Below are 23,538 nucleotides of genomic sequence, written 5' to 3'. Positions count from 1 at the left end.
CATTGGTTCAAGGACATTGAAGCCCGGCACGCACTGCAGACGGGGTGAATTCTAGAAGCACGTGCGGGTGGGTGCTGGCCACCGGTCGGTGAAGCCCTGCACTTAGACGGGCGGCGTTGGTCGAGGTGGCCGCTCAGAGCAGTCGACCGTCGCGATCGAGCGTCTGGTCGAGGCGGCGCATCAGCTCCTCGACGCGCGCCTGGGTTTGCGGGTCAACGGGGTCGGTGTCGAAGCCGCCACCCATCTCGGCCATCGCACTGCCATCGGCGCCGGCAAACGACGAGGCCTGGAACTGCTGCGACTCGGCTTCGCGCTCGGCCTCGCGCTCGGCTTCCTTGCGTTCGATCTGCGACAGCTCGTAGGCCAAGTTCAGCGAGGCCAGCACCGCGATGCGGTCGCGCGCCTTGACCTTGCCGGCGTCGCGGATGCGGCACATGGCGGTGTCGACGCGTTCCACCGCTTCGAGCAGCAGTGCCTCGCCGCCCACGGGGCAGGAGAGCAGGTAGCTCTGGCCCATGATCTGGACCTCCATCTGCTTGTGGCCCGTCTTGTTCATGAGCGCTCCTTGCGTTCGAGTTCGGCCGGCAATCGCTCGAGCAAAGCGTCGATGCGCGCGCGGGCGGCCAGAAGGCGGGACTTGAGCGAATCGCGCTCGGCCTGCAGGGCCTGCACCTGCTCGACGAGCAAGGCGTTGGTGCGCTGCAGCTCTTCGTGACGCAGCAAAAGCCGCTCCACTTTCTCGGTGATCTGATCGAGTTGCTTTGAGGCGGCCATGGTGGTGTCCCGGGTGCGGCGGTCATTGTAGGCGTGGCATCGGCATAGAATCCACGCCGTTGGTGCTCGCGGCGGTCTTCTCTCGCCGCAGTTCAACGGGAAGCAGGAGGGCCAGCCGCTCGCGCGGCGAACCTAACCTGCGCTGCCCCCGCAACGGTAAGCAGACGGGACAACCGGTGGTCACAGGCCGCCGGGAGTTCCACCGCCATCACACAGCCACTGGCTGGCGCCTTCGGGCACCGCTGGGAAGGCGATGGCGGTCGCGCTGTCAGCCCGGATACCGGCCAACGAGGTGGCGGTGCTGCGCAAGCGGTGCCGCTGTGACGCCCAGGCACCGTCGGGGAAGGCGGTGAGGGCTTCTGGCTTTTCTCATCACCATGACAACCCGTGCTTCGTTCTGGCCCCAGGCCGCGCTCTCGCTGAGCCTGTCTGTGGTCGTGCCCGCCTTCGCCCAGGAGGCCGTTCCCACCCTTGCCGACACCGTCGTCACCGCCAACCGCACACCCACCCGGGTGGACAGCCTGGTCAGCGACGTCACCGTGATCGATCGCGCCGACATCGAAAAGATGCCCGGGCAGACGCTCACCGAAATCCTCGTGCGCCTGGGCGGCGTGCAGATGGCCACCAATGGCGGCCGCGGCAAGAGCGGCAACATCTTCATTCGCGGCGCCGAGTCGCGTCACACCATCTTGCTGATCGACGGCGTGCGCTACGGCTCGGCCACCACCGGCACGCCGGTCTGGAGCGGTCTGCCGCTGGAAGCCATCGAGCGCATCGAAGTGCTCAAGGGCCCGGGGTCTTCGCTGTATGGCAGCGACGGCGTGGGCGGCGTGGTGCAGATCTTCACGCGCCGCGGCAGCGAGGGCTTTCACCCCAGCGCTTTCGTGGGCGTCGGCAGCGAACATTTCGCCACCGCCGGGGTGGGGCTGCGTGGCGGCGACGGTCAGGTCAGCTACGCCATCGATGCGTCCACGCTGAATGACCATGGTTTTTCCACCACCAACCCGACGGTGCAGTTCGGCAACTACAACGCCGACCGCGACCCCTTGCGTCAGCGCTCGCTCAATGCGTCGCTGGGGGTGGCCTTTGCCCGCGACTGGCAGCTCGATCTGGGTGTGCTGCACTCTGAAGGCACCAACCACTACGACGACGGCGCCGGCCGCGACACCCGCGACGCCTTCAGCTCCGACGTGGTGCGCGCGGGCGTCAATGGCAAGGTGTTGCGGGGCTGGAAAACGCAGGTGCAGGTGTCGCAGAGCATTGACGACTCGAACACCATCGTCGGCTCGACGCTGCCCAGCTTCTTCAAGACCACGCAGGACCAGTTCCTCTGGCAAAACGACGTGGACACGCCCCTGGGCGTGGCGTTGCTGGGTGTCGAGCGGCTGGCCCAGCGCGTGGACAGCGCGACCGCGTACACCGTGACCCAGCGCAGCGTGAACTCGGTCTTTGCTGGCCTCAACGGCGAAGCCGGCGCCCACAGCTGGCAGTTCAACCTGCGCAATGACCGCAACTCGCAGTTCGGCAACAGCACCACCGGTTTTGCGGGCTATGGCTACCGCTTTGCGCCCGCCTGGCGTGCGCACGTGTCCTACGGCACGAGCTTCGTGGCGCCGTCGTTCAACCAGCTCTATTACCCAGGCTTTGGCAACGCAACCCTGGTGCCCGAGGAGGGCCGCAACACCGATGTGGGGCTGACCTGGAGCCAGGGCGGGCAGACCGCCAAGCTGGTGTATTTCGAGAACCGCATCCGCGGCTTCATTCCGTCGGGGCCGTTGCCGGCCAACGTGCCGCGTGCCCGCATCGATGGCTGGACCCTGAGCTACGACGCCAGCATCGGCAACTGGCTGGTGCGGGCCTCGCTCGACAGCCTGGACCCGCGTAACCTCGTCACGCAAAAGCAACTGGCCCGGCGCAGCAACACGCAGGCCTCGCTGGGGGTGGACCACACCCGCGGCGCCTGGACGGTGGGCGGCACCTTGCTGCACGTGGGCGATCGCTACGACGACACGGCCAACACCTTTTTGCTGGAGCGCTACACCACGCTGGACCTGAACGTGCAATACGCCATCGCCAAGGCGTGGACGCTGCAGGCCCAGCTGCGCAACGTCACCGACGAAGCCTACGAAACCGTGCGTGGCTACAACCAGCCCGGGCGCGGCGTGTTCGTGACGCTGCGCTGGGCGCCCAAGTGATCACCGCCAAGTAAATTCCCCCAATGCCCGCCGACTTCTCCCGCGCCCCGAGCGGCCCGCAACGCATCGTCTGTCTGACCGAGGAGACCACCGAGTGGCTCTATCTGCTGGGTCAGGAGGCGCGCATCGTGGGCATCTCGGGCTACACCGTGCGCCCACGCCGGGCGCGCGAGGAGAAGCCGCGCGTGAGCGCCTTCCTGAGCGCGAAGATCGACAAGATCCTGGCGCTGGAGCCGGACTGCGTGTTCGGGTTCTCCGACCTGCAGGCCGACATCGCATCGGCGCTGGTCCGCGCCGGTGTGCAGGTGACGGTGTTCAACCAACGCAGCGTGGCGCAGATCTTCGACATGCTGCTGCAGGTGGCGGCGCTGGTGGGTGAGGCCGAGCGGGGCATGGCCTGGATCGCGCGCACGCAGGCGCGGCTTGCCGGGATGGCCGCCGCCGCATCGGCCTTGCCGCGGCGGCCGAAGGTGTACTTTGAGGAATGGGACGAGCCCTGCATCAGCGGCATCCGCTGGGTGTCGGAGCTGATGGGCATCGCCGGCGGTGACGATTGTTTCCCCGAGCTGGCGGCCATGCCCATGGGCAAGGACCGCATCATCGGCGAGCCCTTTCGAATCGTCGAACGCGCGCCCGACATCGTCGTCGGCTCCTGGTGCGGCAAGAAGTTCCGCCCCGAGCGGGTGGCGGCGCGCCCGGGCTGGCAGGACGTGCCCGCGGTGCGCGACGGCGAGCTGCACGAGATCAAGTCGGCCGACATCCTGCAGCCCGGGCCGGCCGCGCTCACCGATGGTGTCGAGCAGCTGCACCGCATCGTCATGGCCTGGGGCGCGCGCCATGGCTGAGGCCATCACCACCGAGCTGATTCTGGGCGGCCAGAAAAGCGGCAAGTCACGCCTGGCGGAATCGCGCGCCCAGGCCTGGCTGGCGGCCAGCCCGGCGCACCGGGCAACCTTCGTGGCCACGGCCGTGCCGGGCGACGCCGAAATGGGCGAACGCATCCGCCGTCACCAGCAAGACCGCGCGGCGCGCCTGCCCGGCATCGGCTTGATCGAGGAACCCTTGCGCCTGGCCGACGCCATCGCGCGCGCCAGCCGCGCCGACACGCTGGTGCTGGTGGATTGCCTGACGCTGTGGCTCACGCACCACCTCATGCCGATGCGCTCGGGGCCGTCGACCATGTCGCCGCAAAAGCTCATCGACGGGCTGTGCGACAGCTTGCGCCGCGTCCCCGGGCCGGTGGTGCTGGTGAGCAACGAGATCGGTCTGGGCGTGGTGCCACTGGGCGCCGAGGTGCGCGGCTTCGTGGACACGCTGGGGCGCCTGAACCAGGCAGTGGCTGCCATTTGCCCGCGCGTGACTTTGATGGCCGCCGGCCTGCCCTTGGGTTTGAAAACACCATGAAGCGACTCGTCTGCCTGCTGTTGATGTGCTGCTGCCTGGGCGCGCAGGCCGAGGTGCGCGTGGTCGACGACCGTGGTGCTACGGTGGTGTTGGCGGCGCCGCCGCAACGCATCGTGAGCCTGCTGCCATCGCTGACCGAGACGGTGTGCGCGCTCGACCAGTGCGCGCTCCTGGTTGGGGTGGACCGCTACTCCAACTGGCCTGCCGCCGTGCGCGCCTTGCCCCAGGTGGGCGGCGGCATTGACCCGCAGATCGAAGCCATCGTCGCCTTGCGGCCGGACGTGGTGTTGCTGGCCACGTCGTCTCGCGCGGCGGCGCGTCTTGAAGCGCTGGGGCTGAAGGTGGTGGCGCTTGAGCCCAAAACCCACGCCGACATGCGACGGGTGCTCGAGCGCATGGGCGCGCTGCTGGGCGTGAACGATGCGGGCCAGGTGTGGCGTGCCATCGACGCGGGGGTGTCGGCGGCGGCGCAGTCGTTGCCGCCGGTGCTGCGCAGCACGCGGGTGTATTTCGAAGTCAACAGCGGGCCCTATGGCGCGGGGGCCTCATCTTTCATTGGCGAGACGCTGACGCGGCTGGGGGTGCAGAACATATTGCCGGCCGAGCTCGGGCCGTTTCCCAAGCTCAACCCCGAGTTCGTGGTGCGCGCCAACCCCGACCTGATCATGATCGGCGCGCGCAATGCACAGGCCCTGCAGCAGCGCCCGGGCTGGGGCGCCATTCGCGCGGTGCGCGAGCAGCGGGTGTGTGTGTTCGCGCCGGCACAGGCCGACATCCTGGTGCGCCCCGGCCCCCGCATGGCCGAAGGTGCGCAGCTGATGGCGCGCTGCCTGCGCGAGCACGCGCCAGGGGCTGCCCGATGAGCCTCACGCGTCCGCGTCACCTGGCGCTGTTGTTGGTGCTGCTGAGTGTGGTGCTGTGGGTGCTGGGCGTGGGCGTGGGCAGCACCGGCTTTGACGGCGTGTGGTCCACGCTGATGCAGGCGCAGCACGATCCGGTGACCCGCCAGATCGTGTGGGACATCCGCTTGCCGCGCACGCTGGGTGCCTGGTGCGCGGGCGCCTTGCTGGGCCTGGGTGGCGCGGTGGCGCAAGGTTTGTTTCGCAACCCCCTGGCCGACCCTTACCTGCTGGGCAGCGCGGCCGGCGCATCGCTGGGCGTGTCGCTGGCGCTGGCGCTCATGGGTGGCGCGGCCGGCATGCTGGGCGGGGCCGGCACCGCGGCAGCGGTGTCGGTGTACTCGGGCGATTGGGCGGTGCGCCTGGGCCTCACGGGTGCGGCCTTTCTGGGTGCGGTGGGCGCGGTGCTGCTCACGCTGATGCTGGCGCGCGGTGTGCAGCACACGCTGCGCCTGCTGCTGGCGGGCGTGATCGTGGGCGTGGTGCTGGGCGCGTTCACCTCGCTGGTGCTGATCTTTTCACCCGACTCGCTGCAGGCCATGCAGGCGTTCCTGCTTGGCTCGACCGGCTTCGTCGGTTGGTCGGCCATGGCCTTGATGGCCGTGGTGTGGGGCCTGTGCCTGGCGCTGGCCTGGGCCCTGGCGCGCGTGCTCGATGGCCTGGCGCTGGGCGAATCCACCGCGCTGAGCCTGGGCCTGCCGCTGGCGCCATTGCGCGCCGCGCTGGTGGCGGTGCTGGCCCTGGCCACCGGCACGGCGGTGGCGCAAACCGGTTTGATTGCCTTCGTGGGGCTGGCCGCGCCGCACCTGGTGCGTGCCGCCGTCAAGACCACGCACAGCCGCCTGATGCCCCTGGCCAGCCTGATGGGCGCGGTCTTGCTGGCGGGCGCCGACGTGCTGGCGCGCGGCGTCATCGCGCCGCAGGAGCTGCCGGTGGGTGTGCTCACCGCGGTGCTCGGTGGCGGGTACCTGCTGTACCTGATGCATCGGCGCGTGAGCGGCGGAGGGCTGTCATGACGGCGGCCTTTGCGGTGAGCGGCCTGCATGCCCGCCTGGGCGAGGCCGAGGTGCTGCATGGCATCGACCTCGAGCTGGCACCGGGGCGCTGGACCAGTGTGGTCGGCCCCAATGGCGCGGGCAAGTCGACGCTCTTGCGCGTGCTGGCGGGGCTGCTGGCGCCGTCGGCCGGCACGGTGCAGCTGCGGGGGCGGGCACTGGCGCAATGGCCCCGCCGCGAGCGGGCGCGCCACCTGGCCTGGCTGGGGCAGAACCAGGACGCCGGAGAAGACCTGCGCGTGATCGACGTGGCCATGCTGGGCCGGCTGCCGCAACAGGCCTGGCTGGGTTCGCCGAGTGCGCAGGACCACACCGCCGTGGAACAGGCCTTGCGCGCCACCCAGGCCTGGGACTGGCGCGAGCGCGCCCTCGGGTCGCTCTCGGGCGGCGAGCGCCAGCGGGTGCTGCTGGCGCGTGCGCTGGCGGTGCAGGCGCAGGTGCTGCTGATGGACGAACCGCTGGCCAACCTCGACCCGCCCCACCAGGCCGACTGGCTGCAGCTGGTGCGCGATCTGGTGCAGCACGGGCACACCGTGGTCAGCGTGCTGCACGAGATTGGCCTGGCCCTGCACGCCGACGACGTGGTCGTGATGCGCGAAGGCCGGCTGGCCCACCACGGTGCCAGCGGCGACGCGGCCACCCACGGCGCGCTTGAAGCGGTGTTCGACCACCGCATCCACATCCAGGCCGTGGGCGCGCAATGGACCGCGCTGCCCAGGCTGCAGACCGGAGAAGCCCATGCAGATTGAGACACCGCCGAGCGAGAAGCCTTACGACAAGCCCGAGGGCGAACGCCGCGGCCTGGTGATCGTGCACACCGGTGACGGCAAGGGCAAAAGCACGGCGGCCTTCGGCCTGGCGCTGCGAGCGTTCGGGCGCACGCATGTGCACGGCAAAGGGGTGCGCATCTTCCAGTTCATGAAGGTGCCTACAGCGCGCTTTGGCGAGCACCGCATGTTCGAGCAGCTTGGCCTGCCGATCGAAGGGCTCGGCGATGGCTTCAGCTGGAAGAGCCAGGACCTGGAGCGCTCGGCGCAACTGGCGCGCGACGGCTGGGAGCGGGCGCGCGCGGCCATCCTGAGCGGCGAGCACTTCATGGTGGTGCTCGACGAACTCACCTACCCGCTGATCTATGGCTGGCTGCCGCTGCCATGGGTGATCGACGCCCTGCAGCAACGCCCGCGCGATGTGCACGTGGTGATCACCGGCCGGCGCTGCCCGCCGGAACTGATCGAACTGGCGGACACCGTGACCGAGATGACCAAGGTCAAGCACGCCTTCAACGCGGGCGTGCCGGCCCAGCGCGGCATCGAGGACTGATGGTCGAGGGCCTGCTGAGCGTGGCGGTGGCGCTGGCGATCGACCGCTGCTGGGGTGAGCCGCGGGCCGCGTGGCACCCGGTGGTCTGGATGGGGCGGCTGCTGTCGGCGATGGGCCGTCGGGTGGCGCCGGTGCGTGAACAGGCGCGCGCGGTTTTCGGTCTGCGCGAATGGTTGTCGGGCGTGGTGGCCTGGGCCTTGGGCGCCACGCTGGTGGTGGCGCTGGCCTGGGCCGTGCAATGGCTGGTCGCTCCGCTGGGTAACTGGGGGTCTGCGCTGCTGCTGGGTGTGTGCCTCAAGCCCCTGCTGGCCTGGCGCTGCCTGCGCGAAGAGGTGGCCTCGGTCGAGCAGGCACTGGCGCAGTCGCTGGTCGCCGGGCGCGAGCGTCTGTCCTGGCTGGTGAGCCGCGACACCGCTGCGCTGGACGCGGCGGCGGTGCGCGAAAGCGCCATCGAATCGCTGGCGGAGAACCTCAACGATTCGGTGGTGGCGCCGTTGTTGTGGTTTGCGATCGCGGGCCTGCCGGGCGCGGCCTTGTACCGCTGGGCCAACACGGCGGACGCGATGTGGGGCTACGACGGCCTGCGCCGCGACGCCCAGGGCCTGGCGCGCGACTGGACCTGGGCCGGCCAGTGGGCCGCGCGGGTCGACGACGTGTTGTCGTGGGTGCCGGCGCGTATCACGGCCGTGCTGCTGATGCTGGCCGGCGGCGCCGGGCGAGGGTGGGGCGCCTTGTGGCGCGAGGCGCGCCGCACACCGTCGCCCAACAGCGGCTGGCCCATGGCGGCCCTGGCGCTGGTGCAAGGCCTGCGACTGCGCAAGCCGGGCGTCTACACACTGCACGCGACGGGACGATCGCCCACGGAGGGCGATGTGGCGTTGGCGATTGCACTGGGCTCGCGCGCGCTGTGGCTGGGTGGCGCGCTGTGGGTGGTGGCCGTGTGTTCGTTGGTTGCGGTGGGCGCCTGGCGATGAGCGTGATCGGCCTTGACTCTGTGCACGGTGGCGCCGACGCGCTCGGTGTGCCCATGCACGACTTCTCGACGAATGCGAACGCCTGCGGCCCTTGCCCTGTGGCGCTGGCCATGGTGCGCGACGCCGACCCGACGCACTACCCCGACCCCGCGGCCACCCATCTGCGGACCGCGCTGGCGGCCCTGCACCAGGTGGACCCGCGGCGCGTGCTGCTGCTGGCCAGCGCCAGCGAAGGCATCCAGCGCCTTACCGCCTGGGCCGCACAATCGGCCGGGGCGAGTGTGTGGTTGCCGCCGCACCACTACGGCGATTGCGCGCGCGCGGCCCTGGCCTGGCGTCTGCCGCGTGCTGCGCGGGCCGAGGATGCGCGCCTGATCTGGGCCTGTGAGCCGTCGACGCCGCTGGGGCAAGCTGACGAAGGCCTGGCGCAGCGCGTGCACGGTCTGCGCGACGGGCAGACCCTGGTGCTCGACCGCGCCTACGCACCGCTGCGGCTGCAAGGCGAGTCATCGCTCGCCGCGAGTGTGCTGGATCGGATCTGGCAACTCTGGTCGCCCAACAAGGCGCTTGGCATGACGGGTGTGCGCGGGGCCTATGCCATTGCGCCCACGCAATCGGGCGACGCCTTGGGCGCCTTGCATGCCTTGGCGCCCTCATGGCCGCTCGGCGCGCACGCAGAGGCCATGCTGAGGGCCTGGTCGCTGCCCGAGGTGCAGGCCTGGGTGCACGGCTGCGCCGACTCTCTGCGCGGCTGGAAGCAGCGCCAGCAAGCGGTCTGCGAATCGCTGGGCTGGCAGGTGCTGCCCAGCGAGGCCAACTACTTTGTTGCCCGCTTGCCGGGCGAACAACCAACCCGGCGGCTGGACGCGCTGCGGCGCCACCACGGCGTCAAGCTGCGCGACTGCGCCTCGTTCGGCCTGCCCGGCCATGTGCGGCTGGGCGTGCGTGCGCCGGCCTCGCAAGATGCCCTGCTGGCTGCCTGGAACCACTCACACGAGGGCGACAATGCCCCCGCTCCGGAGACCCGATCACCATGACCACCGACACCCTCAAGGAACAGACCGTCCGCCTGCACACGAGCCGAGCGCCCGACACGCAGGCGCGGCGCTGGCAGGTCGAGGCCATCGAAGCCCTGTTCGACCTGCCGTTTGCCGACCTGCTGCACCGCGCACAGACCGTGCACCGTGAGCACCACAACCCGCAGGAGATCGAGCTCGCCACGCTCTTGTCCGTCAAGACCGGCGGCTGCCCCGAGGACTGCGGTTACTGTCCGCAGTCGGTGCACCACGACACGGGCGTGGCGGCCGCCAAGTTGATGGACGTCGAGGCGGTGCGCACGGCGGTGCGCGCAGCGCGCTCGGCCGGCGCCACGCGCTTTTGCATGGGCGCTGCCTGGCGCGCACCCAAGGACCGCGACGTCGCCGCAGTGGCCGAACTGGTGCGCGTGGTCAAGGCCGAGGGGCTGGAGGCCTGCGCCACCCTGGGCATGCTCGACGAGGGCCACGCCGAACAGCTGCGCGACGCGGGCCTGGACTTCTACAACCACAACCTCGACAGCGACCCCGGCTTCTACGGCGACATCATCAGCACGCGCGACTACCAGGACCGCCTCGACACCCTGCAACGTGTGCGTGGCGCGGGCGTGAAGGTCTGCTGCGGCGGCATCGTCGGCATGGGCGAGTCGCGCCGCCAGCGAGCGGGCCTGGTGGCACAGCTGGCCAACCTGACGCCCGACTACCCGGAGTCGGTGCCCATCAATCACCTGGTCAAGGTCGCGGGCACGCCGCTGGCCGATCAGCCCGATCTCGACCCCTTCGAGTTCGTGCGCACCATCGCGGTGGCGCGCATCACCATGCCGCGCGCCAAGGTGCGCCTGTCGGCTGGGCGGCAGCAGATGGGCGAGGCGGTGCAGGCGCTGTGCTTCCTGGCCGGTGCCAACAGCATCTTCTACGGCGACAAGCTGCTCACCACCGGCAACCCCGACGTGGACGCCGACCGCGCCCTGCTGGCCCGCCTGGGCCTGCGCGCAAGACAGGGCTGACGCCATGGCAGCGGTGTGCGTGATGGTGCTGGGCACCAGCAGCGGGGCCGGCAAGAGCTGGCTGGCCACCGCACTGTGCCGCCATTACGTGCGCCAGGGCCTCAAGGTGGCGCCGTTCAAGGCCCAGAACATGAGCAACAACGCCCGGGTGGTGCAGGGCGGTGAGATCGGCAGTGCGCAGTACTTTCAGGCGCTCGCGGCGCGCGCCATGCCTGAGGTGCGCATGAACCCGGTGCTGCTCAAACCCGAGGCCGACACGCACAGCCAGTACGTGCTGATGGGGCGAGTGGACCCGGCGTTGACCGCCTTGCCCTGGCGCGAGCGCGGTGAACGCGCCTGGCCCACGGTGCGACAGGCGCTGCACGAACTGATGGCCGAGAACGACGTGGTGGTGATCGAGGGCGCGGGCTCGCCCGCCGAGATCAACCTGATGGCCAACGACATCGTCAACCTGCGTGTGGCGCGAGAAGCCAACACCCGTTGCCTGCTGGTCACCGACATCGACCGGGGTGGCGCCTTCGCCCACCTCTACGGCACCTGGGCCTTGCTGGCCGAGTCCGATCGGGCGCGACTGCGGGGCTTCGTGCTCAACAAGTTTCGCGGCGATGCGGCGCTGCTGGCGCCGGGCCCCGAGCAGTTGCAGCAACTCACGGGCGTGCCCACGGTGGCCGTGGTGCCCATGCAGTGGCAGCACAGCCTGCCGGAAGAGGATGGCGTGTTCGACGACCGCGGGCATGCCACCGGCGCGGTGCACACCACGGTGGCGGTGGTGGCCTGGCCGCGCATCAGCAACCTCGACGAGTTTCAGCCACTCAAGAACGTGCCTGGCGTGCGCCTGCAGTGGGTGCGCGCCCCGGGCGACGCGCCGCGGGCGGACGTGATCGTGTTGCCGGGCAGCAAGTCCACCGCGGCCGATCTGGCCTGGTTGCGCGAACAAGGCCTGGACCGCTGGGTGAGCGAGCACGCCGCGCGCGGTGGCCGGGTGCTGGGCATCTGCGGTGGTTTGCAGGTGCTGGGCGAGGCCCTGATCGACACCGAGGGCATCGACGGCAACGCACCGGGCCTGGGTTTGCTGCCGCTGGTGACGAGCTTTGCGCGCGAGAAGACCGTGCGCCACACGGTGGCCAGTTTTTCGCCGCTGCCCGGTGCCTGGTCGGCGCTGTCGGCCGTTGCGGTGGCCGGCTACGAGATTCACCACGGCCAGACGGCACCGCACCCGGCCATGCTCGCGGCCGGTGCTCAGGTGCGGGAGGTCATGCCCGGCCTGGCCTGGTGCAACGGCGCTGGCAACGTGCTTGGCGTGTACCTGCACGGCCTGTTTGAAGATCCCCGGGCGCTGCAGGCCTTGTTCGGCGCCCAAGTGCCGACGCTGGACACCGTGTTCGACCGCCTGGCCGATGCGCTGCAGGCCCACTGTCGGCCGGGCGTGCTCGATGCGTTGGTCGCGCCCTGATATCTGTAGGAGAACCTGATGACCCTCTCGAGCGTGCCCGCCGTCGATGACCTGCACGATGACGCACTGGCCACCGCCTTGCAACGCGCCATGGACAGCAAGACCAAGCCGCTGGGTTCGCTGGGGCAGATCGAGCGGCTGGCCCAACGCCTGGGCGCCATCCTGGGCACGCCCTCGCCCCGACTGCTGCAACCGCAGATGCTGGTGTGCGCGGGCGACCACGGCCTGGCGGCGCGCGGCGTGTCGGCCTACCCCAGCGACGTGACCTGGCAGATGGTGGAGAACTTTCTGGCCGGTGGCGCGGCCGTGAGCGTGCTCGCGCGCCAGCACGGGCTGGCGCTGACCGTGGTGGACTGCGGCGTGCGTCACCCCTTCGCGCCGCGCCCGGGCTTGCTGGTGCGCAAGGTCGCCGAGGGCACGGCCGACGCGCTGGCGCAAGCGGCCATGAGTGCCGAACAGTGCGACACCGCCATCGCCAACGGCATGGCGATCGTGAAGGACCTGCCCGGCAACGCGCTGTTGCTGGGTGAGATGGGCATCGGCAACACCTCGGCGGCATCGCTGCTGCTGGCGCGCCTGGCCGGGCTGGCCGTGGCCGACGTCACCGGCGCTGGCACCGGGCTCGATGCCGAGGCCGTGCAACGCAAGGTCGCCGTGCTGCAAGCGGTGCTTCAACGGCACCCCGATGCGGTGGCGCCCCTGTCGGCACTGGCCGCGTTCGGCGGCTTCGAGATCGCGACGCTGGTGGGCGCCGTGTTGCAGGCCGCGGCCGAACGCCGGGTGATCGTGGTTGACGGCTTCATCGCCAGCAGCGCGGTGCTCGTGGCCGCGCGGCTGCGCCCTCATGTGCTGCAGCGGTGTGTGTTCGCGCACCGCTCGGGCGAGCGCGGCCATGCGCTCATGCTGGCCCACCTGCGTGCCGAGCCGCTGCTTGACCTGGGCCTGCGCCTGGGCGAAGGATCCGGCGCGGCGCTGGCCTGGCCGCTGCTGGTGAGCGCCTGCGCCTTGCTGGGCGAGATGGCCAGCTTTGACAGCGCCGGGGTGTCTGGTGCGACTACCGACGTGGGTGCCCGCGAGAAGGCCTGAACGTGTCCTTGAGCCGCTTTCTGCGCCACTACCTGCTGGCACTGCAGTTCTTCAGCCGTGTGCCGGTGACCGGGCGCCTGGCGGACTGGGTGGGTTTCAGCCCGGCCATGTTGCGCGCCAGTGCGGCGCATTTTCCGGGCGTGGGCTGGCTGGCGGGCGTGTGGATGGGCGGGGTCTTCTTTGCCTTGCAGTGGTGTCTGCCGCCGTTGCCCGCTTCACCCTGGGTGGCGGCGGTGGGCGCCACCATCGCCGGTGTGCTGTTCACGGGCGCCTTCCACGAGGACGGTCTGGCCGACCTGTTCGATGGCCTTGGGGGCAGCGCCGATCGTGCCCGCGCGCTGGAAATCATGAAGGACTCGCGCATCGGCAGTTTCGGTGCCATCGCGCTGGTGCTGGCACTGCTGGCCAAGGTGAGCTTGCTGGTGCTGCTGGCGCAAAGCGACGCCCTGCGCGCAGTGGTCGCGGTGTTTGCGGCGCAGGTGGTGTCCCGCGCGATGCCGCTGCTGGTCATCTACACGCTGCCACACGTGGGCGATGCGGCCGGCTCCAAGAGCAAACCGCTGGCCGACAGCCTGTCGCCGGGCGCGCTGCTGGCCGCCGGCCTGTGGACGGCGCTGGCCATGTGCCTGGTGGTGTGGCTGTACCCGACCACGCCTTGGTGGTCGGCGACACTGGGCGCCTTGCTCGGCACGGCCTGGATGCGGGGCTGGCTGCAACGCCGCCTGCAGGGTTTCACCGGCGATGGCCTGGGGGCGACACAACAGGTGAGCGAACTGCTGTTCTACTTGGCACTTGCACTGAGCCTATGAAACTCTGGTTGATCCGCCATGCCGCCGTGGCCTTGCCTGATGGGCTTTGCTACGGCATCACCGACGCACCGGCCCGCGCCGAGGCGACGGTGGCGGCTGCGCAGGCCGCTGCCGCGGCCTTGCCGCGCTTCGTGCCGCTGTGGGTGTCGGGCCTCACGCGCGCCCAGCAACTGGCTGCGGTGCTGCAACGCGAGCGGCCCGACCTGGGCGCCGCGCGGGTGGATACCCGATTGAACGAAATGGACTTCGGTCGCTGGGAAATGCAGCCCTGGGCGGCGGTGCCGCGCGCGGCCTTCGACGACTGGATGGCCGACTTCGCGCTGCACCGTTTCGGGGGCGAGGAGTGCACGCAGCAGGTGATCGACCGGGTGGCCTCACTGGTGCTGGAACTGCACGGCGCCGGCATTCGCGAGGCGGCCTGGGTGACGCACGCGGGTGTGATCCGCGCCGCCAGCTACCTGAAGGCCCATGGGCCGCGTCGGATCGGATCGGCTTCCGAATGGCCGCGAGAGGCGCCCGCGCAGGGTGAGCTGCAGGTCATCGAGTTCTGAGCCTGAGGTCGCTGTGCCGCGGGTCTCAGGCGGCAGTCTTGGGCGAATAGTCGCAATACGCCGCCACCGAGCAGCGGTGGCACTGCGGCTTGCGCGCCAGGCACACATAGCGCCCGAGCAGGATCAGCCAGTGATGCGAGTCCACGGCGTAGGCTGGCGGCACCCGCTTCATCAACTGCTGCTCCACCGCGAGCGGCGTCTTGCCCGGCGCGAGGCCGGTGCGGTTGCTGACCCGGAAGATGTGCGTGTCCACCGCCATGGTTGGCTCGCCAAAGGCCACGTTGAGCACCACGTTGGCTGTCTTGCGGCCCACGCCGGGCAGGGCTTCCAGCGCTTCGCGCGTGTGCGGCACCTCACCGCCGTGGCGCTCCACCAGGATGCGGCAGGTCTCCATCAGGTGCCTGGCCTTGCTGCGAAAGAGGCCGATGGTCTTGATGTGGTTCTCCAGGCCTTGCAGCCCGAGGTCCAGGATGGCCTGCGGCGTGTTGGCCACGGGGAAGAGCTTGCGCGTTGCCTTGTTGACGCTCACATCGGTGGCCTGGGCCGACAGCAGCACTGCGGCCAGCAATTCGAACACGGTGGTGTATTCGAGCTCGCTCTGTGGGTGGGGGTTGGCCGCGGCCAGGGTGGCGAAGAAGGGGGCTATGTGATCGCGCTTCATGGCGGCGGAGTCTAGGGTGTCGTTCGAGCAGGACGAAACCGCCCGGTTTGGTGACAATGCGGGCTTTGCTCCAACAGGTCGCCTTGCCCATGCCTTTCACCACGCCGTTTGCCGATCGCCTCAACAACGTCGAAACCTCCGCCATCCGCGAGCTGTTCAAGCTGCTGGGCAAGCCCGGAATCATCAGCTTTGCCGGTGGCTTCCCGGACAGCGCGCTGTTCGACGTCGACGGCATCCGCGAGGCGGTCAACGCGGCGCTGAGCGAGGAGCCGGGCGCGGCGCTGCAGTATGGCGCGACCGAAGGGCACGGCCCGCTGCGCGACCAGCTGGCGGCCTTCATGGCCAGCAAGGGCGCGCGTGGCGTAACCGCCAACGACCTGATCGTCACCACCGGCAGCCAGCAGGCGCTGGACCTGCTGGGCAAGACCCTGATCTCGCCCGGCGACAAGGTCATTGTCGAAGGCCCCACCTTCCTCGCCACCATTCAGTGCTTCCGCCTGTACGGCGCCGACCTCATCACCGTGCCAGTGGACGGGCAGGGTGCGCAAACCGACAGGCTGGCCGAGCTGATTGCCGAGCACAAACCCAAGTTCGTCTACCTCATCCCCACCTTCGGCAACCCCAGCGGTGCCCTGATGCCGCTGGCACGCCGCAAGGCGGTGCTGGCAGCGGCGGTCAAGCACCAGACGCTGATCGTGGAAGACGACCCCTATGGCGACCTGTACTTTGGCGAGGCACCGCCGCCCAGCCTGCTGGCGCTGTCGGCCGACGTGCCGGGTGCGCGCGATCTGATCGTGCACTGCGGCTCGCTGAGCAAGGTCCTCAGCCCGGGCCTGCGCGTGGGCTGGATGGTGGCGCCGGCCGAGCTGCTGGCCAAGGCCACCATGTGCAAACAGTTCAGCGACGCGCACACCAGCACCTTTGCCCAGGCCACTGCGGCGCAATACCTCAAGGCCGGTCGCATGCCGGCCACGCTGGACCGCGTACGCCGCGTCTATGCCGAGCGTGCCACCGCCATGACGACCGCCCTGCGGCGCGAGTTGGGCGACGCCATTTCGTTTGTCGATCCGCAAGGCGGCCTGTTCGTCTGGGCCAGCCTGACCGGCGTGGGCGGCAAAGTGGCCGACGGTGCGGCCTTTGCCAAACAGGCCATTGAGCAGGGCGTGGCCTTTGTGCCTGGCGCGCCGTTCTTTGCCAGCCAGCCGGTGAACGCCACGCTGCGCTTGAGTTTTGCCACCGCTCCGATCGACAAGATCGAAGAGGGCATTGCCCGGCTGGGAAGGGCGCTATGACCGAAGCGGCGCCGGCGGACACGCCCGACTCCCCCGACACCGTGCCCGGGCCGGCGCCCGAGCTGGTGATCGACGATGTCGATGTGTTCATCGACGGGCGTGGCGCCGATACCCTGGTGATGTTGCATGGCTGGCCCGACACGCCAGCGCTGTGGGACACCACCGTGGCCTCGTTGGGTGAACACTTTCGCTGCGTGCGGTTTCACTTGCCGGGGTTCGACCTGACCAAGGGGCTGCGGCCAAGCTCGGTGGATGAGGTCTGCGACCTGGTGCTGGCCATCGTTGATGCCGCCAGCCCGGGGGTGCCGGTGACCCTGGTGTTGCACGACTGGGGTTGCGTGTTCGGCTGTGAGTTCGCTGCCCGGCACCGTGATCGCGTGGCGCGCATCGTCTGCGTGGACGTGGGCGATCACAACAGCGGCGAGTACATGCGTGGCCTCGGGGTGCGCGAGAAACTCATGATCGCCGGTTACCAGATCTGGCTGGCGCTGGCCTGGCAGCTGGGCGAGCGCCTTCCCGCACTGGCCAACCGCATGACGCGCTGGATGGCGCGCAGCATTGGCTGTCGCAACGATCCCCAGTCCATGGGCTGGGAAATGAACTACCCCTATGCCATGACCTGGTTCAAGGCGTTTGGCGGTATGCGTGGGCTGGCACCAGTGGACAAGCTCATCGGCGAGCAACTGCCGGGCTTGTACGTGTACGGCCGGCGCAAGCCGTTCATGTTCCATTCGAGCCGCTGGGTGCGCCACCTCAATCGCACTACAGGCTGCGCGGCCAAGTCGCTGGACACCGGCCACTGGGTGATGCGCCAGAAGCCGGCCGAGTTCAACGCGGTCGTGAAGGACTGGTTGCTGGGGCCGACTCAGCCCAAGCCCAAGGCCTGAGCCACTTTGCGGGCCGCCCAGGCGTCATTGGCGGCGTACAGGATCTGCGATTCGCTGAGGGTGCGCGCCGACCAGTTGCTGGTGGCGGCCTTCTTGCTCTTGGCAAAGCGTTGCCCGAACAACACCGCCACCGCCGCTTTCACGCCCATGTCCTTGCGGTAGCCGCGTTCTCGGAACACGGCGTTGAGCTCCAGCACGCCCGCCGCCTCCACGCCCAGCTTGCTGCGGATGCGCAACTGGTCGTCGCGCAAGCCAAAGCCGGCTTTGCGTGTCGTGGGCAAGGCCAGCAGGCGAGCGACTTCAGTGCGGCAGGCGGTGTCGTGCAGCAAAAACACCCAGGCGTGGTTCAGCGTGGCCAACTGCACCACGTGCGGACCGTCCGACACCTGGTCTTTCAGGAAGGTCGGGCGCGACTCGGTGTCGAACCCCCACCAGCCGTCGTCCTGCAGGGCGCGTGCTGCCGCCTGGGCCTGCGCGGCGGTCTGCACCAGCGTGATCGCGGCCAGGTCGAGCGATGGGAACGGAGGCAGGGCGTCGATGGCCTCCTTGCTGGGCGTGGGTTGGGTCTCTCGCTGGGTCATGGCGCGCCAGCATAGCGGGTGGGGGCTTGGCGCAGCCGGCACAATCACGCGATGCCCACGCCCACGCTGCCTGAAGCCACCGCCGAGTCGCCCCCGGAAGGCGAATTCGTCCAGTTCCCCGGCTCGCCCTTTGAGCTGTTCCTGCCGTACCCGCCGGCAGGGGACCAACCCGAAGCCATCGCGCAACTGGTGGAGGGCATTGAGGATGGCGAAGTGTTCCAGACCCTGCTGGGTGTGACCGGCTCGGGCAAGACATTCACCATGGCCAACGTGATCGCGCGCGTGGGCCGCCCGGCGATCGTGTTTGCGCCCAACAAGACGCTGGCGGCGCAGCTCTACAGCGAGTTCCGCGAGTTCTTCCCGAAGAACGCGGTCGAGTACTTCGTCAGCTACTACGACTACTACCAGCCCGAGGCCTATGTGCCGCAGCGCGACCTGTTCATCGAAAAGGACAGCGCGATCAACGAGCACATCGAGCAGATGCGCCTGAGCTGCACCAAGAGCATCCTGGAGCGGCGCGATGTGCTGATCGTGGCGACCGTGTCGGCGATCTACGGTATTGGCAAACCCGAGAGCTACCACCAGATGGTGATGACGCTGCGGGTGGGCGACAAGCTGGGCCAGCGCGATGTCATCGCCCAGCTGGTGCGCATGCAATACACCCGCAACGAGATGGATTTCGGCCGCGGCAAGTTCCGCGTGCGGGGAGACACCATTGACGTTTTTCCGGCCGAGCATTCCGAGATGGCGATCCGCATCGAGTTGTTCGACGACGAGATCGAAAGCCTGCAGTTGTTCGATCCGCTCACCGGCAAGGTGCGCCAGAAGATTCCGCGCTTCACCGTGTTCCCGAGCAGTCACTACGTGACGCCGCGAGAGCAGGTGCTGCAGGCGGTGGAATCGATCAAGCTCGAACTCGACCAGCGCCTGAAGGAGCTGGTGGGCATGGGCAAGCTGGTCGAAGCGCAGCGGCTGGAGCAGCGCACGCGGTTCGATCTGGAAATGCTCAGCGAAGTCGGGCATTGCAAGGGCATCGAGAACTACACGCGACACCTCTCGCAGGCACGACCCGGCGATCCACCTTCGACCCTGACCGACTACCTGCCACGCGATGCGGTCATGTTCCTGGACGAGAGCCACGTGCTCATCGGGCAGTTGGGTGGTATGTACAACGGCGACCGCGCGCGCAAGACCACGCTGGTGGAGTACGGCTTTCGCCTGCCCAGTGCGCTTGACAACCGACCGCTCAAGTTCGATGAATTCGAGCAGCGCATGCGGCAGGTGGTGTTCGTGTCGGCCACGCCAGCCGACTACGAGAAGCAGCACGCAGGCAAGGTGGTCGAACAACTGGTGCGCCCCACCGGGTTGGTTGATCCGGAGCTGGAGGTCCGCCCGGCGACGCACCAGGTGGACGACGTGCTGCAGGAGATCCGTGGGCGCGTCGAGCGCAACGAGCGCGTGCTCATCACCACGCTGACCAAGCGCATGGCCGAGCAGCTCACCGACTACCTCAACGAGAACGGGGTAAAAGTGCGCTATCTGCACAGCGACATCGACACCGTCGAGCGCGTGGAAATCATCCGTGACCTTCGCCTTGGCGCGTTTGATGTGCTGGTCGGTATCAACCTGCTGCGCGAGGGCCTGGACATTCCCGAGGTGTCGCTGGTGGCCATCCTCGACGCCGACAAGGAAGGTTTTTTGCGGTCCGAGCGCAGCCTGATCCAGACGATCGGCCGCGCGGCCCGCAACCTCAACGGCAAGGCCATCCTGTATGCCGACCAGGTCACTGCCTCCATGAAGGCGGCCATGGACGAGACAGAGCGCCGTCGCGCCAAACAATTGGCTCACAACCTGGCCCATGGCATATCGCCGCGCAGCGTCAACAAGCGCATCAAGGACTTGATCGACGGCGTGTACAGCGAGAAGGCGGGCAAGGAGGCCGATCGCCTGGCGGCCGAAAGTGCGGCGCGGGCCGAACTTGACGAGCTCAGCGAAAGGGACGTGGCCCGCGAAATCAAGCGGCTGGAAAAACTCATGCTCGAACATGCCCGCAACCTGGAGTTCGAGCAGGCGGCCCAGGTGCGTGACCAATTGGCGCGGCTCAAGGCCCGTGTCTTTGGAGCAGATGGCCACGATCACGTGACCTGATTCGATTGCCGGACGCTATGCCGGCCTGCTGCACTGCCGCATCCGCGGTACAATGCCGAGCAATTCAGTCAGCTTTTCGGGTATACTCGACGGAAACAGTCGGGAACCTGCAGTCGAAGGGGGCCTCCAAGTGGGGCCGGGGCGGTGGAGAACAGCGTCCGCTACGGCAGGGGCCGACGGACATCAACACGACGGTCAAGCCAACGCTCAAGGAGCTTGAAATGCGCCTCACCACGAAAGGCCGCTTTGCGGTCACCGCCATGATCGATCTGGCCCTGCGCCAGAACAACGGCCCGGTCACGCTGGCAGCCATCAGCCAACGCCAGCAAATTTCTCTGTCCTACCTGGAACAGCTTTTCGGCAAGTTGCGCCGACATGAGCTGGTCGAGTCCACCCGCGGGCCGGGCGGTGGTTACACGCTCGGCCGCAAGGCCGCCGACATCACGGTGGCGGACATCATCGTGTCCGTCGACGAGCCCATCGACGCCACACAATGCGGTGGCAAGGAAAACTGCATGGGCGATGGTCAGCGCTGCATGACGCATGAGCTCTGGGCCCAGCTCAACGCCAAGATGGTCGACTTTCTCGACTCGGTGACCCTGCAGTCACTCGTGGACCAACAACTGGCCAAGGGCGTGGTGGTGGAGAACGCTCCCATGATCAAACGCGCCATCTCCAGTCAGCCGGTGGTCAAGCCCATTCGCGTGAACGCCCCCAACTCGGTGTTCGCCCTTGGAGGCGTGGCGCTGTCAAAGTGACACGGGCGGCGGGCTCTGCCCGCTGCAGCCATGGCAGCGCCAGGGGCATTGAAGCCCGTGCGCGCCGTCGCGTCGATGATCGAACGATTTCCACCAGAACGATTCCCCATGAGCACGCCGCACTTTCCGATTTACATGGACTACAGCGCCACCAACCCCTGCGATCCGCGGGTGGTGGACGCCATGATTCCCTGGTTGCGCGAGCACTTCGGCAATCCGGCGTCACGCAGCCATGCCTGGGGCTGGGAAGCCGAGAAGGCGGTTGAAACCGCGCGCGAGCAGGTCGCCGCCCTGATCAATGCCGATCCGCGCGAGATCGTCTGGACCAGCGGCGCTACCGAGTCAGACAACCTGGCGCTCAAGGGCGCAGCCCATTTCTACAAGGGCAAAGGCAAGCACATCATCACGGTCAAGACCGAACACAAGGCCGTGCTCGATACCTGCCGCGAGCTGGAGCGCCAGGGCTTCGAAGTGACCTACCTGGATGTGATGGCCGATGGCCTGGTTGACCTTGATGTGTTCAAGGCGGCGATCCGACCCGACACCATCCTGGCCTCGGTCATGTTCGTCAACAACGAGATCGGTGTGGTGCAGGACATCGCTGCACTCGGCGCGGCTTGCCGCGAAAAGGGCGTGATCTTCCACGTCGACGCGGCACAGGCGACTGGGCGCGTGGACATCGACATGCAGCAACTGCCGGTCGACCTGATGAGCCTGACCAGCCACAAGACCTATGGCCCCAAGGGCATCGGTGCGCTGTATGTGCGTCGCAAACCGCGCGTGCGCATCGAAGCGCAGATGCACGGCGGCGGTCACGAACGTGGCATGCGTTCGGGCACTCTGCCTACCCACCAGATCGTGGGCATGGGCGAGGCCTATCGGATTGCGAAGGCCGAGATGCACGAAGAGAACAAGCGTATCCAAGCCTTGCATGATCGCTTGCTCGATGGCTTGAAGGGCATCGAAGAGGTGTTCATCAATGGGCACGAGACCCGTCGCGTGCCGCACAACCTGAACATGAGCTTCAACTACGTTGAGGGCGAGTCGTTGATCATGGGTATCAAGGGCATCGCGGTGTCGTCGGGTTCGGCCTGCACATCGGCCAGCCTGGAGCCCAGCTATGTGTTGCGCGCCCTGGGCCGCAGCGATGAGTTGGCCCACAGCAGCCTGCGCATGACGATCGGCCGCTGGACGACCGAGGAAGAGATCGATTTCGCCATCCAGACCATCAAGGAGAACGTCGCGAAGCTGCGCGAGCTCTCGCCCTTGTGGGAGATGTTCAAGGATGGCATCGACCTGTCCACCATCCAGTGGGCAGCGCATTGAAGGAGAACAAGCATGGCCTATTCAGAAAAAGTCGTTGATCACTACGAAAACCCGCGCAACGTTGGCTCCTTTGACAAGGGCGACGAATCGGTTGGCACCGGCATGGTGGGTGCGCCGGCCTGCGGCGACGTGATGAAGCTGCAGATCAAGGTGAACCCCAGCACTGGCGTGATCGAAGACGCACGATTCAAGACCTATGGCTGCGGTTCGGCCATCGCGTCCAGCTCACTCGTGACCGAATGGGTCAAGGGCAAGACGCTTGACGAAGCGGCCGCGCTCAAGAACAGCCAGATTGCGGAAGAGCTGGCCTTGCCGCCGGTGAAGATCCACTGCTCGATCCTGGCCGAAGACGCCATCAAGGCGGCTGTGGACGACTACCGCAAGAAGCACGCGAACTGAGCCCATGGCTGTCACGATTTCGGAATCGGCCGCACGGCACGTCACGCGTTACCTCGCCAAGCGGGGAAAGGGTGTGGGTGTTCGGCTCGGCGTCAAAACCACGGGTTGTTCGGGCCTGGCCTACAAGCTCGAGTACGCCGATGAAGTCGCACCCGAGGATGTGGTCTTCGAGGACAACGGCGTGAAGGTGCTGGTTGATCCCAAGAGCCTGGCCTATATCGACGGCACCCAGCTGGATTTCGTCCGCGAAGGCCTCAATGAGGGCTTCAGGTTCAACAACCCCAACGAGCGGGATCGATGCGGCTGCGGTGAGAGTTTCCGCATCTGATTGATTGCACGAGGGAACGACCGCCCGGCAACAGCCTTGGCGGTTTTTCTTTGCCGATGAATCTTCTGTCCAGCGATTTCGAGATTTTCGGTTTGCCCGAGCGCTTTGACGTTGCGCGTGGCGAACTGGACGCGCGTTGGAAGGCCTTGCAGCAGACGGCACATCCGGACCGCCATGCGAGCGCTGATGCGCAGTCCCAGCGTCAGGCCATGCAGTGGTCTGTGCGCATCAACGAGGCCTACCAGCGGTTGAAGGATCCGGTCCAGCGCGCGGCTTACCTGTGCGAGCGCAGAGGGGCTGCCATCGATGCCGAGCGCAACACGGCCATGCCCGGCGACTTTCTGATGCAGCAGCTGGCCTGGCGCGAGGCACTGGACGAAGCGAATGACGCTGGCTCGCTGGAGCGTCTCGCAGACGAAGTGAGCACGGCGCGACGAGGTCGCCTGCTCGCCCTGCAACAGGCGCTGGACATCAATGACGACGCCCCAGAGGCAGCGCGTCAAGTCAGAGCCCTCATGTTCATTGAGCGCTTTGCGCAAGATGTGGAAGACCGCCTCGACCAACTGGGACAATAGCCGGCTTGCCCTTGTACGACAC

26 protein-coding genes and 1 riboswitch are annotated in these 23,538 nt (G+C 68.0%); of the genes, 22 read left to right on the top strand and 4 right to left on the bottom strand.

Annotated elements, in window-relative coordinates:
- Positions 1–133: 133 nt before the first annotated feature.
- The gene (locus tag KF871_RS07860; RefSeq protein WP_291140357.1) at positions 134–556 is read right to left on the bottom strand and encodes a cell division protein ZapA; all 423 of its coding nucleotides are present in this window, start codon (positions 554–556) and stop codon (positions 134–136) included.
- Positions 553–774: a DUF904 domain-containing protein gene (locus tag KF871_RS07855; protein ID WP_291140355.1), complete on the bottom strand. Its 222-nt coding sequence runs from the start codon at positions 772–774 to the stop codon at positions 553–555. The genes KF871_RS07860 and KF871_RS07855 overlap by 4 nt, the downstream gene beginning before the upstream one ends.
- A gap of 43 nt (positions 775–817) precedes the next feature.
- A riboswitch (cobalamin riboswitch) is annotated at positions 818–1,078 on the top strand.
- Positions 1,079–1,151: 73 nt separating this feature from the next.
- On the opposite strand from KF871_RS07855, the gene KF871_RS07850 reads away from it, so the two are divergent.
- Genes KF871_RS07850 through KF871_RS07785 form a run of 14 tightly spaced genes read left to right on the top strand, consistent with a single transcriptional unit; the run spans position 1,152 to position 14,561 of the window.
- On the top strand, positions 1,152–2,969 hold the full coding sequence (locus tag KF871_RS07850; RefSeq protein WP_291140353.1) for a TonB-dependent receptor: 1,818 nt from the start codon (positions 1,152–1,154) through the stop codon (positions 2,967–2,969).
- A 23-nt stretch (positions 2,970–2,992) separates the two neighbouring features.
- Entirely contained in the window at positions 2,993–3,814 is an 822-nt protein-coding gene (locus KF871_RS07845) for an ABC transporter substrate-binding protein (protein ID WP_291140351.1), read from the top strand.
- On the top strand, positions 3,807–4,373 hold the full coding sequence (locus KF871_RS07840; protein ID WP_291140349.1) for a bifunctional adenosylcobinamide kinase/adenosylcobinamide-phosphate guanylyltransferase: 567 nt from the start codon (positions 3,807–3,809) through the stop codon (positions 4,371–4,373). The genes KF871_RS07845 and KF871_RS07840 overlap by 8 nt, the downstream gene beginning before the upstream one ends.
- Positions 4,370–5,236 (top strand): ABC transporter substrate-binding protein, encoded by an 867-nt coding sequence (locus KF871_RS07835; RefSeq protein ID WP_291140347.1) that lies wholly within the window; start codon positions 4,370–4,372, stop codon positions 5,234–5,236. The genes KF871_RS07840 and KF871_RS07835 overlap by 4 nt, the downstream gene beginning before the upstream one ends.
- Entirely contained in the window at positions 5,233–6,288 is a 1,056-nt protein-coding gene (locus KF871_RS07830) for an iron ABC transporter permease (RefSeq protein WP_291140345.1), read from the top strand. Before KF871_RS07835 ends, KF871_RS07830 begins: the two co-directional genes overlap by 4 nt.
- Entirely contained in the window at positions 6,285–7,076 is a 792-nt protein-coding gene (locus KF871_RS07825; RefSeq protein ID WP_291140343.1) for an ABC transporter ATP-binding protein, read from the top strand. The genes KF871_RS07830 and KF871_RS07825 overlap by 4 nt, the downstream gene beginning before the upstream one ends.
- Positions 7,066–7,647, top strand: coding sequence for a cob(I)yrinic acid a,c-diamide adenosyltransferase (gene cobO, locus KF871_RS07820; protein WP_291140341.1), 582 nt, complete (start codon positions 7,066–7,068; stop codon positions 7,645–7,647). The genes KF871_RS07825 and cobO overlap by 11 nt, the downstream gene beginning before the upstream one ends.
- Positions 7,647–8,621, top strand: coding sequence for an adenosylcobinamide-phosphate synthase CbiB (gene cbiB, locus KF871_RS07815; protein WP_291140339.1), 975 nt, complete (start codon positions 7,647–7,649; stop codon positions 8,619–8,621). Before cobO ends, cbiB begins: the two co-directional genes overlap by 1 nt.
- Complete coding sequence (locus KF871_RS07810; protein WP_291140337.1) at positions 8,618–9,658, top strand: aminotransferase class I/II-fold pyridoxal phosphate-dependent enzyme; 1,041 nt, start codon at positions 8,618–8,620, stop codon at positions 9,656–9,658. The genes cbiB and KF871_RS07810 overlap by 4 nt, the downstream gene beginning before the upstream one ends.
- On the top strand, positions 9,655–10,662 hold the full coding sequence (bioB, locus tag KF871_RS07805; protein ID WP_291140335.1) for a biotin synthase BioB: 1,008 nt from the start codon (positions 9,655–9,657) through the stop codon (positions 10,660–10,662). The genes KF871_RS07810 and bioB overlap by 4 nt, the downstream gene beginning before the upstream one ends.
- A gap of 4 nt (positions 10,663–10,666) precedes the next feature.
- Entirely contained in the window at positions 10,667–12,115 is a 1,449-nt protein-coding gene (locus KF871_RS07800; RefSeq protein ID WP_291140333.1) for a cobyric acid synthase, read from the top strand.
- 18 nt (positions 12,116–12,133) lie between these two features.
- Complete coding sequence (gene cobT / locus KF871_RS07795) at positions 12,134–13,201, top strand: nicotinate-nucleotide--dimethylbenzimidazole phosphoribosyltransferase (RefSeq protein WP_291140331.1); 1,068 nt, start codon at positions 12,134–12,136, stop codon at positions 13,199–13,201.
- 8 nt (positions 13,202–13,209) lie between these two features.
- Entirely contained in the window at positions 13,210–14,010 is an 801-nt protein-coding gene (locus KF871_RS07790; protein WP_291140715.1) for an adenosylcobinamide-GDP ribazoletransferase, read from the top strand.
- Positions 14,007–14,561: a histidine phosphatase family protein gene (locus KF871_RS07785; protein ID WP_291140329.1), complete on the top strand. Its 555-nt coding sequence runs from the start codon at positions 14,007–14,009 to the stop codon at positions 14,559–14,561. Before KF871_RS07790 ends, KF871_RS07785 begins: the two co-directional genes overlap by 4 nt.
- Positions 14,562–14,586: 25 nt before the next feature.
- On the opposite strand, the gene nth is transcribed toward KF871_RS07785, so the two are convergent.
- Entirely contained in the window at positions 14,587–15,222 is a 636-nt protein-coding gene (gene nth, locus KF871_RS07780) for an endonuclease III (protein WP_291140327.1), read from the bottom strand.
- Between the two features lie 89 nt (positions 15,223–15,311).
- Here nth and KF871_RS07775 point away from each other — a divergent pair, with 89 nt between their 5' ends.
- Together KF871_RS07775 and KF871_RS07770 are read left to right on the top strand one after the other, a co-directional pair.
- Positions 15,312–16,514, top strand: a complete 1,203-nt coding sequence (locus KF871_RS07775; RefSeq protein WP_291140325.1) for a PLP-dependent aminotransferase family protein — start codon at positions 15,312–15,314, stop codon at positions 16,512–16,514.
- Positions 16,511–17,401 (top strand): alpha/beta hydrolase, encoded by an 891-nt coding sequence (locus KF871_RS07770; RefSeq protein WP_291140323.1) that lies wholly within the window; start codon positions 16,511–16,513, stop codon positions 17,399–17,401. Before KF871_RS07775 ends, KF871_RS07770 begins: the two co-directional genes overlap by 4 nt.
- On the opposite strand, the gene KF871_RS07765 is transcribed toward KF871_RS07770, so the two are convergent.
- Complete coding sequence (locus tag KF871_RS07765) at positions 17,380–17,982, bottom strand: 3'-5' exonuclease (protein WP_291140321.1); 603 nt, start codon at positions 17,980–17,982, stop codon at positions 17,380–17,382. The genes KF871_RS07770 and KF871_RS07765 overlap by 22 nt on opposite strands.
- Positions 17,983–18,033: 51 nt before the next feature.
- On the opposite strand from KF871_RS07765, the gene uvrB reads away from it, so the two are divergent.
- The 6 genes from uvrB to hscB all read left to right on the top strand — a co-directional run bounded on the left by uvrB (position 18,034) and on the right by hscB (position 23,516).
- Positions 18,034–20,130, top strand: coding sequence for an excinuclease ABC subunit UvrB (gene uvrB / locus KF871_RS07760; protein ID WP_291140319.1), 2,097 nt, complete (start codon positions 18,034–18,036; stop codon positions 20,128–20,130).
- A gap of 221 nt (positions 20,131–20,351) precedes the next feature.
- Positions 20,352–20,888: a Fe-S cluster assembly transcriptional regulator IscR gene (gene iscR, locus KF871_RS07755; protein ID WP_291140317.1), complete on the top strand. Its 537-nt coding sequence runs from the start codon at positions 20,352–20,354 to the stop codon at positions 20,886–20,888.
- Between the two features lie 108 nt (positions 20,889–20,996).
- The gene (locus KF871_RS07750; protein WP_291140315.1) at positions 20,997–22,214 is read left to right on the top strand and encodes an IscS subfamily cysteine desulfurase; all 1,218 of its coding nucleotides are present in this window, start codon (positions 20,997–20,999) and stop codon (positions 22,212–22,214) included.
- 12 nt (positions 22,215–22,226) lie between these two features.
- Entirely contained in the window at positions 22,227–22,613 is a 387-nt protein-coding gene (iscU, locus tag KF871_RS07745; RefSeq protein ID WP_291140309.1) for a Fe-S cluster assembly scaffold IscU, read from the top strand.
- 4 nt (positions 22,614–22,617) lie between these two features.
- Positions 22,618–22,941, top strand: a complete 324-nt coding sequence (gene iscA / locus KF871_RS07740) for an iron-sulfur cluster assembly protein IscA (protein WP_291140307.1) — start codon at positions 22,618–22,620, stop codon at positions 22,939–22,941.
- Positions 22,942–22,997: 56 nt separating this feature from the next.
- The gene (gene hscB / locus KF871_RS07735) at positions 22,998–23,516 is read left to right on the top strand and encodes a Fe-S protein assembly co-chaperone HscB (protein ID WP_291140305.1); all 519 of its coding nucleotides are present in this window, start codon (positions 22,998–23,000) and stop codon (positions 23,514–23,516) included.
- Positions 23,517–23,538 lie beyond the last annotated feature (22 nt).

It is taken from the genome of Hydrogenophaga sp. (assembly GCF_019635465.1).
Taxonomy (GTDB): Bacteria; Pseudomonadota; Gammaproteobacteria; order Burkholderiales; family Burkholderiaceae_C; genus Hydrogenophaga.
Note: the sequence above shows the minus strand (reverse complement) of the source record. Positions and strands in the feature narration are given on the sequence as shown.